General features: G+C 47.3%; 13 protein-coding genes. 7 read left to right on the top strand and 6 right to left on the bottom strand.

The annotated features are described in order from the left end of the window. Window positions 1-145: 145 nt before the first annotated feature. The 3 genes from H9I35_RS07495 to H9I35_RS07485 all read right to left on the bottom strand — a co-directional run bounded on the left by H9I35_RS07495 (window position 146) and on the right by H9I35_RS07485 (window position 3,200). Window positions 146-1,174, bottom strand: coding sequence for a hypothetical protein (locus tag H9I35_RS07495; protein WP_187418801.1), 1,029 nt, complete (start codon window positions 1,172-1,174; stop codon window positions 146-148). A 76-nt stretch (window positions 1,175-1,250) separates the two neighbouring features. Next, window positions 1,251-1,577, bottom strand: a complete 327-nt coding sequence (locus tag H9I35_RS07490; protein WP_187418800.1) for a hypothetical protein — start codon at window positions 1,575-1,577, stop codon at window positions 1,251-1,253. Window positions 1,578-2,183: 606 nt separating this feature from the next. Then, entirely contained in the window at window positions 2,184-3,200 is a 1,017-nt protein-coding gene (locus H9I35_RS07485) for a helix-turn-helix transcriptional regulator (RefSeq protein ID WP_187418799.1), read from the bottom strand. A 654-nt stretch (window positions 3,201-3,854) separates the two neighbouring features. On the opposite strand from H9I35_RS07485, the gene H9I35_RS07480 reads away from it, so the two are divergent. The 3 genes from H9I35_RS07480 (at window position 3,855) to H9I35_RS07470 (ending at window position 5,912) form a co-directional block, all read left to right on the top strand. Beyond that, window positions 3,855-4,286 (top strand): Hsp20/alpha crystallin family protein, encoded by a 432-nt coding sequence (locus tag H9I35_RS07480; RefSeq protein ID WP_187418798.1) that lies wholly within the window; start codon window positions 3,855-3,857, stop codon window positions 4,284-4,286. A 265-nt stretch (window positions 4,287-4,551) separates the two neighbouring features. Continuing rightward, complete coding sequence (locus H9I35_RS07475; protein WP_187418797.1) at window positions 4,552-5,619, top strand: threonine aldolase family protein; 1,068 nt, start codon at window positions 4,552-4,554, stop codon at window positions 5,617-5,619. Then, on the top strand, window positions 5,604-5,912 hold the full coding sequence (locus H9I35_RS07470) for an MGMT family protein (RefSeq protein ID WP_187418796.1): 309 nt from the start codon (window positions 5,604-5,606) through the stop codon (window positions 5,910-5,912). Before H9I35_RS07475 ends, H9I35_RS07470 begins: the two co-directional genes overlap by 16 nt. 995 nt (window positions 5,913-6,907) lie before the next feature. Here the strand turns inward: H9I35_RS07470 and gyrA are convergent. The 3 genes from gyrA to msrB form a co-directional block, all read right to left on the bottom strand. Further along, complete coding sequence (gyrA, locus tag H9I35_RS07465) at window positions 6,908-9,379, bottom strand: DNA topoisomerase (ATP-hydrolyzing) subunit A (protein ID WP_187418795.1); 2,472 nt, start codon at window positions 9,377-9,379, stop codon at window positions 6,908-6,910. 102 nt (window positions 9,380-9,481) lie between these two features. Further along, window positions 9,482-11,401 (bottom strand): DNA topoisomerase (ATP-hydrolyzing) subunit B, encoded by a 1,920-nt coding sequence (gene gyrB / locus H9I35_RS07460; protein WP_187418794.1) that lies wholly within the window; start codon window positions 11,399-11,401, stop codon window positions 9,482-9,484. A gap of 573 nt (window positions 11,402-11,974) precedes the next feature. Next, complete coding sequence (msrB, locus tag H9I35_RS07455; protein WP_371809433.1) at window positions 11,975-13,048, bottom strand: peptide-methionine (R)-S-oxide reductase MsrB; 1,074 nt, start codon at window positions 13,046-13,048, stop codon at window positions 11,975-11,977. Between the two features lie 100 nt (window positions 13,049-13,148). Between msrB and dnaA the strand changes: the two genes are divergently transcribed. The 4 genes from dnaA (at window position 13,149) to H9I35_RS07435 (ending at window position 17,650) form a co-directional block, all read left to right on the top strand. Beyond that, window positions 13,149-14,549, top strand: coding sequence for a chromosomal replication initiator protein DnaA (dnaA, locus tag H9I35_RS07450; RefSeq protein ID WP_187418793.1), 1,401 nt, complete (start codon window positions 13,149-13,151; stop codon window positions 14,547-14,549). Window positions 14,550-14,820: 271 nt separating this feature from the next. Next, window positions 14,821-15,924, top strand: a complete 1,104-nt coding sequence (gene dnaN, locus H9I35_RS07445; RefSeq protein ID WP_187418792.1) for a DNA polymerase III subunit beta — start codon at window positions 14,821-14,823, stop codon at window positions 15,922-15,924. Beyond that, window positions 15,924-17,087: a DNA replication/repair protein RecF gene (locus H9I35_RS07440; RefSeq protein ID WP_187418791.1), complete on the top strand. Its 1,164-nt coding sequence runs from the start codon at window positions 15,924-15,926 to the stop codon at window positions 17,085-17,087. Before dnaN ends, H9I35_RS07440 begins: the two co-directional genes overlap by 1 nt. Window positions 17,088-17,104: 17 nt before the next feature. Continuing rightward, a complete protein-coding gene (locus H9I35_RS07435; RefSeq protein ID WP_187418790.1) occupies window positions 17,105-17,650 on the top strand; it encodes a DciA family protein in 546 nt (181 codons plus the stop codon). The last annotated feature ends 23 nt before the right edge of the window (window positions 17,651-17,673 follow it).

Below are 17,673 nucleotides of genomic sequence, written 5' to 3'. Positions count from 1 at the left end.
AACGTGAATTGAAACAGTTTGTTTGTGTATAATGTCTATACTAGGCAGGTTCCGCAACTCATTTTATGCGGAACCTGCCTGTAGCGTTTTACCGCCTACCCGCTTACAGCTCATCCTTGCGTCAGCCGAAGACACACATCCCCTCTCACACTTCCACCCGCACGACAATGCCGCCCTTACCGTTTTGCATATCGCCGATGCGCGCAAGACTCGCGTTAAAACGGAACATATTCGGTTTGGCGGCGCGAAGGATCGCAGCTCCGGTCGCACGGATATAGCCCGCGCGTTGCAAACCCGCATAGCCCAAGACTTTCGCGCAAACGTCTTCCGCCGAAACGGAAATCGCATTGGCATCGTGCGGATTATAGGGTTCGGCTTGTACACTCACACGAAGCGACGCATAGAGCTTTTTCTTTGCGTCGCGTACTTTTTGAGTGCCGGCTAAAATATCGTCGCCGATTTTTTCGGAAAGCGTATCGTCGAGGAAATCCGATCCGTCGTTCCAGCCGTAAAAGTTTGTTCCGACGATGCCGATCGTAAACGCCGTATTGCGATTTTTAAAATACCGTATAAACATCTGCTCGGGCGTTTCGTTTGCGGTATCGGGTTTTAAAACGTCTTTTGCCGCGCAATACAGTAAAAATCCCGTATCGGTTTTACCGGCACCCGGCATCGCATTCGTTTTGTAAAGCGCGGTAAAGGCGGCCGCATCGCTGTGCGTGTGCCCGTATAGCCACGCAAAAAGCGCTTCCGCCGCAACTGGTTTTACGATAAAGAGCGTAAGCTGCGGAAACTTCATAAACAAAGCCGTCCGGCGTGCAAGCAGTTCCGCGGCAAGCAAAGAATCGCCGCTTTCGACCGCAAGCAAAAGCGCGCCGACGTGAATCAAAAACGCGAACGTATCGGCATCCGCGATTTCAAAATCGTTTGCAAGATACACGCGGATGTCCCTGCAAAGCGCTTCGTCCGCATACGTATACCATGCGCTCGAAAAATACGGACTTCCGTCGAGCGTCTGTCTCGCATCAAGCACTCCTTCCGTGATGTCTTCGAACTTTCCGCAAAAATCAAGCTGTCCCGTCCCCGTCCGATTAAAGCCCCAATAAAGAGAATCCGACTTTCCTTCCGCCCGAACGATGACATCCGCATCGTTTCGATTTTTCAGTTCCGTCATACAAACCTCCGATAGTTGATTACAATCCCTCCGGATATGCGATTCCGACTGCCGTCAGCGATGATACGCAGCCTTTTCAAAAAGAAGTACATGCTCGCCAAACCCATGAAAAAAATAGAATAACACCGCCCCAAAAAATCACAATACCGATAAGTTCACCCCATGCAGATATTTCAGAGTCTCTTCTGAGCCGTTCTTCCTCTTCCCGCATTCTAAGCACCTGTTTATACGCTCTTTTTGCTTCGTGAATGATATGAGTGTTTTCCGCATAGGTAAGACAATAGCCTTGAATACTCTCCCAAGCATAGTCCATATCTCCGCCTGACTCATCCAGACATTCGAGCGCCGTGAGAGCCGCTCCGTCCTGAAGCATCTTTCGATTTTTCATCTGTTGTTCCGTCATACAAACCTCCATGCGCACAGTTCGATAAACGTGCCGAATCGCTACGGCACGATCATTGCCGTAACAGTGCTGTAAGAGCTTTACAAAGAAAGTATACAATAGAGGGTGTATCAACAAGTGATACAGATAATTTTTTTTATCCGATTTTCGCTTCGGTCGATCTGATGATAACGATCGGATGACAAGCGAACGGGGCGTTGCGGGGTATCCCCGCAGAGAGGGTAGGGGCTGTCTCAAAAGTCGGTTACTTTTTCGACAGCCTGTCGAGTTTAAAATTAAGTCTTTATATTGTAATGACTTAATTTTAAACGTCGCATAGTACATCAAGGAAGCTGTCCAAAAACTGAAGTTTTTGGACAGCCCCGCAGGGAGAGACTTCTCCCTCCCGAAGGCCGCTTTAAAAGCGTATATTTTTCGGCCGGCAGCCGAAAGTAAAATACATTGCGTTTCCTTAAAAAATCGCGGACGTCGCGTTTCCCCACTAAATCCGTTCCGTCAATAGGGAACCTCGAAAAACTGCAGTTTTTCGAGGTAACTTTGAAAATGCGATGTTGTAACTCGCGATAATACAGCGAGTTACAACTCGTCAGCATCTCGAAAAAGTCGCTAAAGGTGAGTTTTTCGAGATGCCCAATACAATTTACCCATCTTTCGAACTTCCGCTTTTACCGCTTGGATAAGCTCAGGCGGATTGAGCACGGTAACCGCGCTCCCGAAGCTCATAACCCAATGAAGCGCTTCCGGCAGCTGATTCGTTTTAAATGAAAGATATACGCTGCCGTCTTTATTGTGCCGCAAGCGTTGCGTCGGGTGCCAGCTGCGTTCCAAAATATACGTGTTTATCTTTTCATCGAACAAAAGCTCTATCTTTACCGGAGCGCCGGCGGTATTCCAAACGCCGAATTCGCTGTCGAAATATTTTTTCGGATTAAAATCTTTCGGACGATCAAAACGCTCTTCCGTCGTTTTCGGATTTTTCATCCGCGAAAAAGCGAATATCCTGCACTTTTTATGTTTCAAACAATACGCGAGCATATACCAATTCCCTTTTTGGCAGATCACGTGATAGGGTTCTGCAAACCGCACATGGTAGGTTTTATCGCCGAGCGATTTGTATTCGAATGCGAGCGTACGCTGCATTTTCAAAGCTTCGAAAACCGCATAAAAAACACCGTTGTCTATCTGGGGCAGCGGATCGCTTATAAAGCTTAAATCACCCGACAAAAAAAACGAATCGACGGAAACTTCTTCGGGCATGAGATTTATAACCGTATTGAAAATATTTTTCATGGACGATTCGAGCGGCGTATTTCGGTATTGTTCCAAAAGCGGAATAACCGCCGATACGGCGAACAGATCGCCTTCGGAAATCATGACGCTTTTTATAAAAAACGTCGGATCGGTATAATAATAACCGCGCTTTTCCTCATCGTATTCAAGCGGCGCGTTATATCGATCGCGCAAAAAATCGATATCGCGCATAATCGTGCTGCGAGATACTTCAAATTTTTTACACAAATACGATGCGTTCGGAAATTTTCCGCTGCGGATGATTTCGTCGATTTTGAGAATGCGAAAAACTTTTACTTTTTCTTCACGGTCTTTTTTCAGCTTTTTTGCCATAACGTTACCAGTATAACACCGCTTTATAAAACGCGCAGAAAATATTTTCCGTGAGCGATTCTTTCCCGTATTTTAAGTTTTCCCGCAGCAAAGCCCGATCGCGCCGCTTCGGCTCTTTGTTTTTTATCGGGACGAAACCTTTTTGCCGTCCGCCCTTCCGCCGCTTGCTAACGCGCGGCGTCCTCGCTCCGCTGCGGTCGCTGCCTTCGGCACGGCTCCACGGCGGCGTAGGCCGTATCGCGCAGCAGTGAAAGCGGAAATTGCCAATCAAGAATACGCGCAATCCTTTCTAACAGGTATATCCAAGTGTATATTTTTGACACACTCAATCACGTTAAAATGATACAATATGTATATTTTTGACGGAATTTTTCCGAATCCACAAATAAATCGGTACCGTTTACCGTGTACAAAAAAAAGAAATACCTCGTTTTAATAAAAATTTCCGGCAAAAACGCCGTTTTTATCGATTATTATCGCCTCATCCGAGATAAAATCTACGTTTTTTACCGGTTTTATCTTTTTTTAGATAGTTGGCATAAAAATTGCTAAGAATATAAGTGAGAGCTGCGGAATCGAAAGGATCGCAGCCCGCACGGAAACGGCTCTACAAAGCGGCTTCCGTGAATTACAAAAAAATATTGGAGGTTTGATATGAACGAATTGGCACTTTTCAACAGCTTTTTTAACCACGCACTGAACGACACGATGAACGATTTCAACTTCGGTACTTCTTTCAGCGTGCCGAAAGTCGACGTAAAAGAAACGAAAGACGCGTACATGCTTGAAATGGATTTGCCCGGCATGAACGAAAAAGACGTAAACGTCGAACTCGACCACAACGTTTTGACCATCTCTTCGCATCACGAAGAGAAAAAAGAGGAGCAGAATAAAAACGCGAAAAAAGATGAAAGCAAATGGCTCATCCGCGAACGCCGCGTCAGCGAGTTCAGCCGCCGCTTTACGCTTCCCGACGATGTCAACGGCGAACAGGTTGCCGCGTCCTTTAAAAACGGAGTACTCACGGTAGCCATACCGCGCAAAGCGCTTTCCGCACCCAAACGCATAGCGATCACCGCCGACTGACGCAGAGCGCGTAAAGCATACGGCACGGGCACATCACACCGTAAACAGATCGTGCCGTATGAGTAAAGTTTTCAGAAAGGGGCTGTCCAAAAACTTCAGTTTTTGGACAGCTTCCTTAATTTTATGTGCGACGTTTAAAATTAAGTCATTATAATATAAAGACTTAATTTTAAACTCGACAGGCTGTCGAGAAAGTAACCGAGTTTTGAGACAGTCCTTTTATTTACAGACCCATAAAAAGCTTTTATGATATAATACACGTACTATGCAAACCGAAAATAAACCGAATTTTGCATCGGACTATCTGGAAGGCGCTCATCCGGCAATTTTGCAGCGTCTTGCGGAAACGAATACGGAGCAAACTTCCGGCTACGGAACGGACGAACACTGTGAACGGGCTCGGAACCTGATACGAAAAGCTGCAAGCTGTCCTGATGCCGCCGTTCATTTTCTTGTCGGCGGAACGCAGACGAATGCAACAGTCATCGACGCTTTTTTGCGCCCGTACGAAGGAGTCGTCGCGGCGGATACCGGACACATCACCGTGCATGAAGCGGGAGCAATCGAAGCGGGCGGCCACAAAGTACTCACGCTTGCAGGCATTGCGGGAAAGCTTTCGGCCGAAACGCTCAAGCGGTATCTGCACGATTTTTATGCCGATGAAAACAGAGCGCACGCGGTTCAGCCTGGCATGGTCTATATCTCCCAGCCGACCGAATGCGGCACGCTTTATTCCAAAAAGGAGTTGTCCGATATTGCCGCCCTATGCCGCGAATATGCGCTTGCGCTTTACATCGACGGGGCGCGGCTTGCCTATGCGCTTTCATCTCCGGAAAACGACGTAACGCTTTCCGACCTTGCGGTCGTTTCGGACGCTTTTTACATAGGCGGGACAAAGTGCGGCGCTCTTTTCGGCGAAGCGCTCGTCATTCCCGATAAAAACCGCTTACCTCATTTTGTAACGACGATAAAACGGCACGGCGCGCTGCTTGCAAAAGGCAGACTTTTGGGCGTTCAATTTGAAACGCTTTTTGAAGACGACCTGTACTTCCGCATCGGAGAAAATGCCATCCGCGCCGCAGATAAAATCCGCTCATTCCTCGACACCCACGGTTTCCGGCAATATTTCGCTTCCCCTACAAATCAAATCTTTATCGTTTTGAAAAACGAAGATTACGCCCGGCTTTCTAAAAAAATCGGTCTTTCTTTTTGGGAAAAAGCGGATGAAACGCACTCCGTCGTCCGCCTTGCGACAAGCTGGGCAACAACTGACGAGCAGGTCGAACGATTATTGAAAGCACTTTCGGAGCATTCGCTATGCGGAAAATCGTAACGGAAGATTTGATATACGAAATTCTTTCGGCGGTCGAAGAAATCCCCGAAGGCAAAGTCGCAAGCTACGGGCAAATCGCACATCCCATCGGTAGGGATAAAAACGCGCGTCTTGTAGGAAACGTCCTGAGCCGCGCTGAAGATTACGGCGGCTATCCCTGCCATCGGGTCGTCAATCATTCAGGCCGCATTGCGCCGAATTTCCCCGAGCAAAAAAACCGCCTCCTTGCCGAAGGCGTTTCGTTCAAAAACGACACTTGCGTCGATTTGGAAAAACACCGCTGGAAAATATAAAAAAACGCTTACGGACCTTCGTTATAGTAAAAAGTTTAATCTCCGATCTGATTGCGGGGATTAAGAAACTAACAAACGGTCGTTTACAGATATACAAACAACCGTTCGTTAGTTATCCACATTGTTGAAAGACTGTGGATAAGTTTGTTGTTTCACGTGAAACATTCGACACGCCCGATCAAAATATCGGCAAAGTTTTACCGCATACCGAAAGTTGTTCCATCTTTTTTATAAAATTACCCTACTCCCGTGTCCGACTCTTATACCGCCTTTTTTACTCGAATCTTAGCGCTGATGTATTTACTTAAAACCTCGTACTTTTATTAGCCCCGAACTTTGTATCGCCGTGTCTTTTTCTTATGAGATTTTATAAAATCGCATTTGCGGAAAAGACTGCTTTCAATAATTGTTTCACGTGAAACATATCGGCCGAATACCGATTCCCATCTGCTCCGGTAAAACGGCTCGCAGCGAATCCGCTTTATCCGTCCCGCAGCGATCTCAAAACACATATAAATGTTTCACGTGAAACACTCGGTAACAATCGCTCACAGCTGACGCGGCCTGTATAAAAAACCAATCGTATCGCCATTATCTCCGCGCGGCTTTCAATAACTGTTTCACGTGAAACATTAAGCGCCCGACAAGGTTTTTCCACAAGTTATACCCATTGTTGAAAACTCTGCTATATTATGATAGTTCCGTATCTACAGGTTTACAGAGCCTTTTGAATCGGCAACAGGCGGCGGCCGTATAGATGATACCCAAAATCCTCAGATAAAAAAGAGAGCCGGACCGCTTTCCGCGATCCGGCTCCTGCCTGATGACCACCCGCAACCGTATAAAATGCGCAACATCGGTTGTCCCGTATTATCCCATTATACGGCAATGATGTATTTTTGTCAGCACTTTCTTAAAAAAAACATGAAATTTCTTTAAAAAACCCACTCCGACAAAACCGCCTATTTCATTGTATTATAACAAAATACATATAACTACGTGTTTTTTGTATCGTCCTTATCCTCTTCATCGTCGGCTACACGGTCAATGCCGACCAGATAATCCGGTGCATCCACTTTGACGACGGACACTCCGGTTGAAGATGCGCCCTGCTCTTTGATATCGCCCGCCGCAACACGGAGCGTTTTCCCTTGACTTGTGATACACAGCACTTCATCTCCGTCGGCGACAGCAAGGGCACCGATTATTTCGCCGCGCTCTTCGGTATTGCCGTAACACCGCTGTCCGCTGGTACCGCGTCCGTGCGATTTGAAGTCTTCCGGATCGATCCGCTTACCGAAGCCTTTTTCGGTAACGAGCATGATGCTCTTACCCGCTTCCGCGCGCACGGCCGCCGCGATTTCGTCTCCTTCGGCAAGTTTCATACCCCGCGTTCCGCGGCTTGCCCGTCCCATAGGCCGTACGTCGTCTTCCGATATACGGAGCGCTTTTCCTCGTCTTGAAACGAAAAATACGTCATTTTTGCCGGCAGTCAAAATCGCACTGACGAGTTTGTCGCCGCCGTCGAGTTTGATCGCGATGACGCCCTTCGTCTTTGCGTTTGCAAAATCGCTGAGCGCTGTTTTTTTGACGACGCCGTTCGTCGTTGCCATAAGCACGTAATTGTCTCCGGCAAATTCTTTTACCGTCACCGTCGTCGTAATCTCTTCGTCGGCGGAAACGGCGAGCAGGCTTTTGATGTGCGAACCGCGGCTCATCTTCGACGCTTCGGGAATTTCGTGGACTTTTATCCAATACGCTTTTCCTTCGTTCGTAATAAACATGATGCAGTCATGCGTCGATGCGATAAAAATCTGATTGATGTAATCGTCTTCGACGAGGTTTGCGCTGAAGCTGCCCTTGCCGCCTCTCCCCTGACTTTTATACTGCGTCGCGGCAAGCCGCTTGATATAGCCGAGCTTTGAAACGAGGATAACGACGTCTTCCTGTTTGATCATGTCTTCGACGTTGATCTCTTCGATTTCATCCGCAACGATATCGGTACGGCGGTCGTCGCCGTATTTTTCTGCCAGTTCGTTCGTTTCCGTTTTGACAAGAGCGAGCAGCTTTTCATGATGCGCAAGCAGATCGCGTAAGTGTGCGATAAGCGCTTCAAGCTCCGCAAGCTCTTTTTTCAAATCGTCGATTTCGAGATGTGTGAGGCGTTTCAACTGCATATCGACGATCGCCTGCGCCTGCACGTCGTCGAAATCGAAACGTTTTTTGAGATTGTTTTTCGCACCTTCGGTGTCGCGGCTCGCACGGATTATTTTGATCACTTCGTCGATATTGTTTATCGCGACGATGAGCGCCTGCAAAATATGTTCTCGCGCGAGCGCTTTGTTGAGTTCGAACTGCGTACGGCGCGTGACGACCTGATCGCGGTGTTCGACAAAGTGCTGTACGAGCTGCTTGAGCGTGAGGATCTGCGGCCGACCGCCGACGAGCGCGAGGTTGATGACGCCGAAATTCGATTGAAGCGCCGTCTTCGTAAACAGCTGATTCAATACGATTTTCGTAATCGCTCCCCGCTTCAAATCGATAACGATCCTCATACCGGTGCGGTCGGAGCTTTCGTCGTTTATGCCGGTTATGCCGTCGATGTCTTTGTTGCGCGCAAGTTCGCCGATGCGTTCGCACAGTACTTTCGTATTTACACCGTAAGGTACTTCCGTAAAGATAATCGATTCGCGGCCGCCCTTCGAAGTTTCGATGTTGAAACGGCCGCGTACGATTATTTTGCCGCGACCCGTTTTATACGCCTGTTTGATGCCGCCTCTCCCGAAAATAATGCCGCCGGTCGGAAAATCGGGACCGCGCACGATTTTGCTCAATTCTTCTATCGTTATGTCGGGATTGTCGATATAGGCCGAGACGGCCGACGCGATTTCACGGAGATTGTGCGGCGGCATATTCGTCGCCATACCGACTGCAATGCCGGACGCGCCGTTTACAAGCAGATACGGCAGTTTCGACGGGAGCACGGTCGGCTCTTTTGCCGTTTCGTCGAAGTTCGGAACAAAATCGACCGTATCTTTGTCTATGTCCGCGACCATCTCTTCGGCGAGCTTTGCCATCTTCGCTTCGGTATAGCGGTATGCGGCGGCGGGGTCTCCGGCAATCGTACCGAAGTTTCCCTGCGGCGTGATCACCGGATAGCGCAGATAAAAATCCTGACCCAAGTGAACGATCGCATCGTAGACGGAAGCATCTCCGTGCGGGTGAAATTTACCGAGCACGTCTCCAACGATTTTCGCGCACTTTCTCGTCGCGCCGCTGCTTCGAAGACCGAGTTCGTCCATCGCGTACAATATGCGGCGGTGAACGGGTTTTAATCCGTCGCGGACGTCGGGGAGCGCACGGCTCGTGATGACCGACATAGAATAATCGATATACGCCTGTTTGACTTCCGCGTCGATAGGAATCGGTATCAGCGTACCGCCTTCCGGTGTTTGTATCTCTTCCATAATTGCAATCCTTATTGATTTTATCGGGTCATTACGCTTGCGTTTTGCCGCCGAAAGCGCAGGCTGCGAGCGATCGAGCCGGCGGATGACAAGCGCAAAACGTCAAACGTCCAAATTGGCGTAAACGGCGTTTTCTTCGATAAACTTGCGGCGCGGTTCGACCGCTTCTCCCATGCACACGGTAAACATTTTATCGGCAGCGACGACATCGGGAATCGTTATGCGCTTCATTTTTCGTCTCGCGGGATCCATCGTCGTTTCCCACAGCTGCGTACCGTCCATTTCGCCGAGACCTTTGTAGCGCTGAACGGAAGCCTTTGCCGCATTGTCGCCGAGCTGTTTCAAAACTTCGGCTTTTTCGTTGTCGTCGTATACGTACCACTCTTTTTTATTCCAGCTCACTTTGTACAGCGGCGGCATCGCGAGGTACACATAACCGTCTTCGATGATCTGCGGCATATAGCGGAAAAAGAACGTCAACAGCAGCGTGCGGATGTGCGAACCGTCGACGTCGGCATCGGCCATGATGATTATCTTGTGATAACGGAGCTTCGATATGTCGAAATCTTTACCGATCCCTGCGCCCAAAGACGCGATAACCGGTTCGAGTTTATCGTTGTTGATCACTTTGTCGATCCGCGTCTTTTCGACGTTGAGCATTTTGCCCCACAGCGGAAGGATGGCCTGCCGCTTCGAATCGCGGCCTTTTTTGGCCGAACCGCCTGCGGAATCGCCCTCGACGATGTACACTTCGCATTCGGAGGGATCTTTCGACGAACAATCGGAAAGTTTACCCGGAAGACCGAAACTGTCGAGACCGCTTTTGCGCCTCGTCGCTTCTTTTGCCCGCCGAGCCGCAATCCGCGCGCTCGCTTCACCGATCGCTTTTTCGAGAATCTTTTCCAAATCCTGCGGATGCTGTTCGAAAAAGAGCGTCAATTTTTCTTTGATGAGGGAATCGACTATCGTGCGCACTTCACTGTTGCCGAGCTTCGTTTTCGTCTGCCCTTCAAACTGCGGTTCGGGCACTTTGAGCGATAAAACGGCGGTAATGCCCGCACGGACGTCTTCACCGGTGAGCTTTTCGTCCATTTTTTTGGAAAGTTTTTGATTCGCTTCCAAAAATTTATTGAGTACGAAAGTCAGCGCGATTTTAAAGCCGTCGAGATGAGTTCCGCCTTCGACCGTATTAATATCGTTGACGTAAGTGTAAACCGTTTCGTTGTAGCCGTCGTTGTATTGGAGCGCGAGCTCGGTCATAACGCCGTCGTCTTCGCCTTCGATAAAAGCCGGTTCCGCCGGAATGACGTTTTTCCCTTCGTTGAGATAGTTTACGAATTGGCGGATGCCGCCGTCGAATTTAAAGATGATCTCTTTCGGCGTTTCGAGCCGCTCGTCGCGGAATACGATCGTAATGCCGCTGTTCAAAAACGCGAGTTCGCGCAAGCGTTTTGCAAGGATGTCGAAATCGTAAGTCGTCGTTTCGGTAAAAATCGTTTTGTCGGCTTTCCAGCGTATCTGCGTGCCGTGACGGTCGGTCGGCCCGATTTCCTGCACTTTCGTCTTGGGCACGCCGATTTCATAGCGCTGAAACCAGCGTTTGCCGTCGGAATCGATCGTCGCTTCCATCCAAGAGGAAAGCGCGTTGACGCAGCTGACGCCGACGCCGTGGAGACCGCCGGAAACTTTGTACGCCCCTTTGTCGAATTTGCCGCCGGCGTGCAGACGCGTTAAAACGAGTTCCAGCGCGCTCACGTGTTCCGTCGGGTGCATACCCACGGGAATGCCGCGGCCGTTGTCTTCGACGCGGACGATATCGTCTTTTTCGAGTGCAACGACGATCCGGTCGCAAAAACCCGCCATCGCTTCATCGATACTGTTGTCGACGACTTCATATACGAGATGATGAAGCCCCTGCGGACCGGTCGAACCGATATACATACCCGGCCGCTTGCGTACGGCTTCGAGACCTTTTAAAACTTGAATGCTGCCCGCTGAATAATTTTTCGGTGATTGACTCATGTTTTACCTTTGATGATTTTCAATATGTTTGTCTATATTATAGAAAAAATTGATATTTTAATATAGCAAAAAAAGGGAAAAAAGTAAAGAACTCGCGATTTCGAGCAGTGCGGAGAAATCGCGAGTGTATCCTATCACAAAGCGCGCATAAACGCCGCGCTTTGTGTCCTCATAAGGAATCGCAGTCGGCTTTCATACCTTGTTATAACATCCGAATGGATGAGGTATTAAAGCCTCCGCACGGATAAAAGAAAAACGCGTTGAGCGTTTTTCGACACCAGACTTATTCGAACAAATCCGAGCAGTGGTCGTTCGCGCAGCATCCGTGCAGCGCTCACTACCGTATTTTTGCTTTGCAAAAATACGCCGCTGTTTTTGCAAAGGTACGACACGGCATCCATGCCGTGCGTCGAGCTATTTCGAGCAGTGCACAAAAAGCCTACGCCCGGCCGGAGCGGTGCCGCAGGCAGCCACCGGAGCGAGCGCAGGCGAGTGAGGAGGCCGAGCGTGAGCGAGCCGCAAAGGGCGGTTCTTCCGACCGGCTCCGTCCGAATTATTAAATTTTATATCGTTTTATTTTACATAGGGCATGTAATCGCCGTAGCCTTCTCTTTCCATGTCGGCATAGGGGATAAACTTGAGAGAAGCTCCGTTTATGCAGTAACGAAGTCCGCCCGCATCTTCCGGCCCGTCGTCGAACACGTGTCCCAAATGGGAGTCCCCCGTTCGGGAATGCACTTCGGTGCGCAGCATGCCGAGGCTCGTGTCTTTTTCGTAGCCGACGGCATCGGTCGTTATGGGTTTCGTAAAACTCGGCCAACCGCAGCCCGCGTCGTATTTGTCGGTCGAAGAAAAAAGAGGCTTTCCCGTTACGATATCGACGTAGATTCCTTTTTCATCGAAAGCGTCGTATTCGCTCGTATAGGGCCGTTCGGTCGCCCGATGCTGCGTTACATCGTATTGCAGCGGAGAAAGCTTTTTTTTGAGCGCGTCTTCGGACGGCACGGCAAAGCGGCTTTCATCGTACAGCGGTTTTTCCGCAAGGCGCAAATCGATATGGCAATAGCCGCCGGGATTTTTATCGAGGTATTTTTGATGATAGTCTTCGGCGCGGACAAAATTCTTCAAAAGGCTTTTTTCAATAGCGAGCGGTGCGGAATATTTTTTTTGCATAAAATCCAAAAAGTTTTGCACGTCTTTTTCGTCCGATGCATCCGTATAATAAATGCCGGTGCGGTATTGGCGGCCTCTGTCGTTTCCCTGCCGATTGACGGAAGTCGGGTCTATGATCCTGAAATAATGTGCAAGGAGTTCTTCCAGCGTAATTATCGTAGGATCGTAGACGATGCGGACGGTTTCCGCATGGTCGGTTTCGTCCAATTCGCGATAGGTCGTTTTATCGGTTTTTCCGTTCGCATATCCCGTTTCGGTAAGCGTAACACCGGGAAGCCGTTCGAAATAGGCTTCGACACCCCAAAAACAGCCGCCTGCAAGGTAGATTTCTTTTTCCATTGTTTTTCCGCCTATTTTTACAATATTTTGCGTTTTTTTCAAAATAGTTCGTTCCTGCGTTTTTGCGCAAGACGCACATAATACAAAGGCACATAAAAATGCACACGCCGTTTTAATATATTGTAATCGTTTCATATCTGTTTTATAAATAAAAATATAAAATAATGGTTACAGATGTCTATATGCCGTTTTAAAAATTGACAGATACGAGAACTTTCGTTTATAATTAATCTCTATGCCCAATAATAACTATCGTGAAGTTTGGTTTTACGCAATGGATCAAATTCACGAAGAATATAAAAATGCAGGTCCTCAACAGGAAACGGAATTCAAACTTTGGTTCAATATGACTTATATTGAAGATACCGATAATACCATAACCGTATCCGTTCCGTCCGAATTTTTGTGGCAAACGATGCTAAAAAAAGGCAATATCGATAAAATCGCAAAAAAAATAGAATCGCTGACGGGGCAAAAAAATATAAAGCTGCAGCACATCGTAAGCAATGAAAATATTGCCGAAACGGGGCCCTCTCAAAACCCCGCTCCTCAAAAAAAGAACGATGAAAAACCCGCTTTTCCCGCATCGCAAAAAAAACATCCGCAGCTGAACGAAGCTTTTACGTTCGAAACGTTCATACCCGGAGAAGATAACAGTTTCGCATACAATGCGGCTCTCGCAGCGGCAAAAGAGCCGGGAAAGAGGTTCAATCCGCTTTTGCTTTACGGCGGCGTCGGGCTCGGAAAAACGCACCTCATGCAGTCGATAGGAAATTATCTTTTTCAACGCGATGAAAAATTGAAAATTTGCTATATTTCGGCGGAATCTTTTACGAACGAATTTATCTGGTCGATCGGCTTAAAAGCGAAAGAGATGGATAAATTCAAATCGAAATACAGAAATCTCGACGTGCTGCTTATAGACGATATCCACTTTTTACAGGGAAAAGAAAAAGTACAGGAAGAATTGTTTTATACGTTCAATGCGCTCCGTGACAAAAACTCGCAGCTCGTCTTTACGTGCGACCGCCCGGTTAAAGAAATGAAAGTATTCAGCGAGCGTTTGCAGAGCCGCTTGTCGAACGGGTTCAGCATCGATTTGAAATTGCCTTCATACGAAACGAGGCGCGCAATTTTATTAAATAAATTAAAACTGCTCGATAAGCAAATTCCGGAAGACGTTATTGATTATATTGCAAAAAATATCGAAACGAATGTGCGCGATTTGGAATCTGCTTTGACGAAGATGACGGGCTACGCGGAATTGATTCAAAAACCGGTTACGATCGAAGTGGCTCAACAACAGCTGCGCGATATTTTTTCAAGTCCGTCGGCCGGAAATATTTCCATTGAAACTATTCAAAAAGTCGTCGCCGATATGTATGCAATTTCAGTCGCGGATTTGAAAAGTAAAAAACGCGATCAAAAATATGTGATCCCGCGTCAAATAGCCATGTACATTGCGCGGCAGCTTACCGAATATTCTTTTACGGAAGTCGGAAGCGAATTCGGAGGACGGGATCATTCGACGGTCATGCACTCGTACGATAAAATTTCATCGGAGATAAAAATCGATTCGTCGCTAGAAGCGAGAATTCAACTTTTGATGAGGGAAATCAAAGATTACAAAAAGTGAATAATGTGCTATAATGTTGTGGAAAAGACGAACAAAAAGGTATACAATGTGGAAAAGTGTATAACATGTGGACGGAGAACATAAAGTTATATACAGCGTAAATCTCTATAGTATAATCAAATACATGAGATTTCCACACTTTGCCCGGCCTTATTATTATGATGACTAAATTTATATATATATTATAAATTTAAGAAGAGACATTTTGTGAATAAAAACGAATCTACGCAATAAAAACAATACTATTGCGTAATCGATACAGGAGCTTAATATGAAATTTTCTTTCGACAGAGATGCGATGATCAAAGAAATCGCCGTTGCTCAGGAAATCATTACAAATAAAAGCGCAATTTCGATTTTATCGAATATTTTTTTGAGCGCGGAAAACAATACGCTTACGATAAAAGCTACCGATTCGTCGGTCGGCTTTTTAACAAAAATTCCGGTCGATGTACAGGAAGAAGGATCGACGACGGTATATTGCGATAAATTTATGAGCATCCTCGCTTCATCGCCTCAGGGTGAAATAGAGTTCAAACAGGAAGACGTAAAGATAACGATCACGCCTGTCGCAAAAAAAATAAAATTTCAGCTGAAGAGCATAGCGAGCGATAAATTTCCTGCAGTCAAACAGGCTGAAGATGTTCCCTTTTTCGATGTCGCGGCAAAAGATTTGAAAGCGATGATTTCGCAGACTATATTCGCCGTTTCCGAAGATGCGAACCGCTATTTTATGACGGGCGTTTTTTTTACGAAAAAAGACGACGATTTGATTATGGTTTCGACTGACGGCCGCCGTCTTTCGTATTCGGCGAAATCGATTGCACAGGGCATAAACGATTTTCCGTCGGCCATCGTTCCGATAAAAATATTGAGCTGCATTTTGAAACATGCGAGCGATGAAGGAAACGTTTCGGTCGCCGTCGTCGACAAATTGATTTACGTAAAATTCGGTAATTATGAATTTTCGTCCGCACTTCTTGAAGGACAATTTCCTAATTATCAAAAAGTTATTCCCGAAAAACAAAAGTTTTCATTTCAAGTTAATAAAAACGATTTGGATTCGGCGCTCAGGCGCACGACGATTCTCATCGACAAAAAGGTGAGCCGGCTTTTGTTTAAAGTGTCACCGGGTACGCTGACGCTCATTTCGCCTGAAACCGATTTGGGAACGGCGGTCGAAGAGATCCCGTGCAGATACGACGGCGAAGAAGTAACGATTGCACTCAACTATCTCTATGTCGCCGAACCTATCAAAGCGATAGGCACGGAAAACATCGTTTTCGAATTTACCGAACCGATGAAAGCGATCACGATGAGAGCCGAACCGGCAGCCGATTATTTCCACATCATCATGCCGATGAATCTCAACTGATGCCGTTTTTATCGCTCGCAGTCGACAATTTTCGCAATTTGAAAAACGGCAGAATAGATTTTTCGGGAAAGGAAATTTATTTTGTCGGTACGAACGGGCAGGGTAAAACGAATATTCTCGAAGCGCTGTATTATTCCGCATACGGTTCTTCGTTCCGCACTTATACCGATTCGCAAATCGTAAAAACGGGAGAAGAGGCCTTCGCGCTTCACGCGCTTTACAAACAGGAAAGCGGCAACGTTCAAAAAATCGACATACGCTGTGCGGAAGGTATCAAACGAATCGAAAAAAACGGTAAGAAAGTTCAGGATCGAAAAGAATTGATAAATACGATTCCGTGCGTTCTCTTTTGTCACGACGATATGCGCTTTGCAACCGGAGGCCCGGAGCATCGCCGTTTTTTTCTCGATCAATCGCTTACTATGTTCGATACGCTGTACATCGACGATCTGCGCAATTATAAAAAAATTTTAAAAAACCGCAATCAATTATTAAAAGACCGTTCGTACGAAATGCTCGACGTCTACGATACGCAGCTTGCGCAGTGCGGACTTGAAGTACAAAAAAAACGCAAAACGGCGGTTTTTCAATTCAATCAGATTTTCGGAAAATTATATGAGGATGTCGCGGGTATAGACGGTGTGCGTATCGTTTATGTGCCGTCGTGGAAAGAAACGGAAGACGGAGCGGCTACGCGTTTTCCTTTGCCGGAAGAAATACGGGAGAGACTTTCGGAAAAGCGCGATCGGGATAAAATGATGGAAACGACGATGAGCGGACCTCATCGCGACCGAGTCGTTTTTATGCGCGGAGGAAATCAATTTATACCGACGGCGTCGACGGGACAGCAGCGGCTTACGGCGCTTTTGCTTCGCGCATCGCAAGCCGTTTATTATACGAGAGTTACCGGAGTAAAGCCGGTTTTTTTGATGGACGATGTCATGCTCGAACTCGACCCCGACAAGCGGCAAAAAATGACGGCGATTTTGCCCGACTACGATCAGCTTTTTTGCACGTTTTTACCGGGCGAGCCGTACGAACGCTATAAACGTTCGACGACGCGCATTTTCGGTATCGAAAACGGAGAATGGCACGAGATGCGGGAAAAAGAATCAAAAAGTTTTCCGCAAAGCAATGAAGTATCGAATCGGCTGCACGAATAAAATCGGCGGGAGCGTATATGAATAACGGCGAACAAAATATCGTTTCCGCAGCGGATATGATAACGAGCTTATTTTCTAACCTCGACAAAAAAACGCTCGATCAAAGCGGAAAACTTATAGACACGTGGAAGAGAGTAGTGTCAAAAGTGCGTTCTTCCGGCCGCGATTACGGTGAGCAGCTTTGCGCTCATACGAATCCCGTACAGTTTGAAAAAGGCGTTTTACTTGTCGAAGCCGATCATCCGGGTTGGATTCAGATTTTGCAGATTTATTCGAAATTTATTTTGACAGGCTTACAGCGGGCCGCGCCGGAACTCGGCATAACGACGCTGTCGTTTAAGCTGAAAGGAAGCGGTGCGGAACTCTGCGGCAAAAGCTACGACGAACAGGTCGCCGAAGAGCGGCGGAAAATTGAAAAACGATATAAGAAGGCTTACGGAGAGCCGGAAAAAAATCAGGTGCGGAAAGGGCAGTCTCTTTCTTCCGAACTGCAGGCGAAATTCGATGCGCTGAAATTGAGTATGGAAAAAGCCGCGGAAGCGGAAAAAGGCGAAGGACAATAAAAGGGCTTTTGTTCGGCGTTCGT

It is taken from the genome of Treponema sp. Marseille-Q4132 (assembly GCF_014334835.1).
In the GTDB taxonomy this organism is placed as follows: Bacteria; Spirochaetota; Spirochaetia; order Treponematales; family Treponemataceae; genus Treponema_D; species Treponema_D paredis.
Note: the sequence above shows the minus strand (reverse complement) of the source record. Positions and strands in the feature narration are given on the sequence as shown.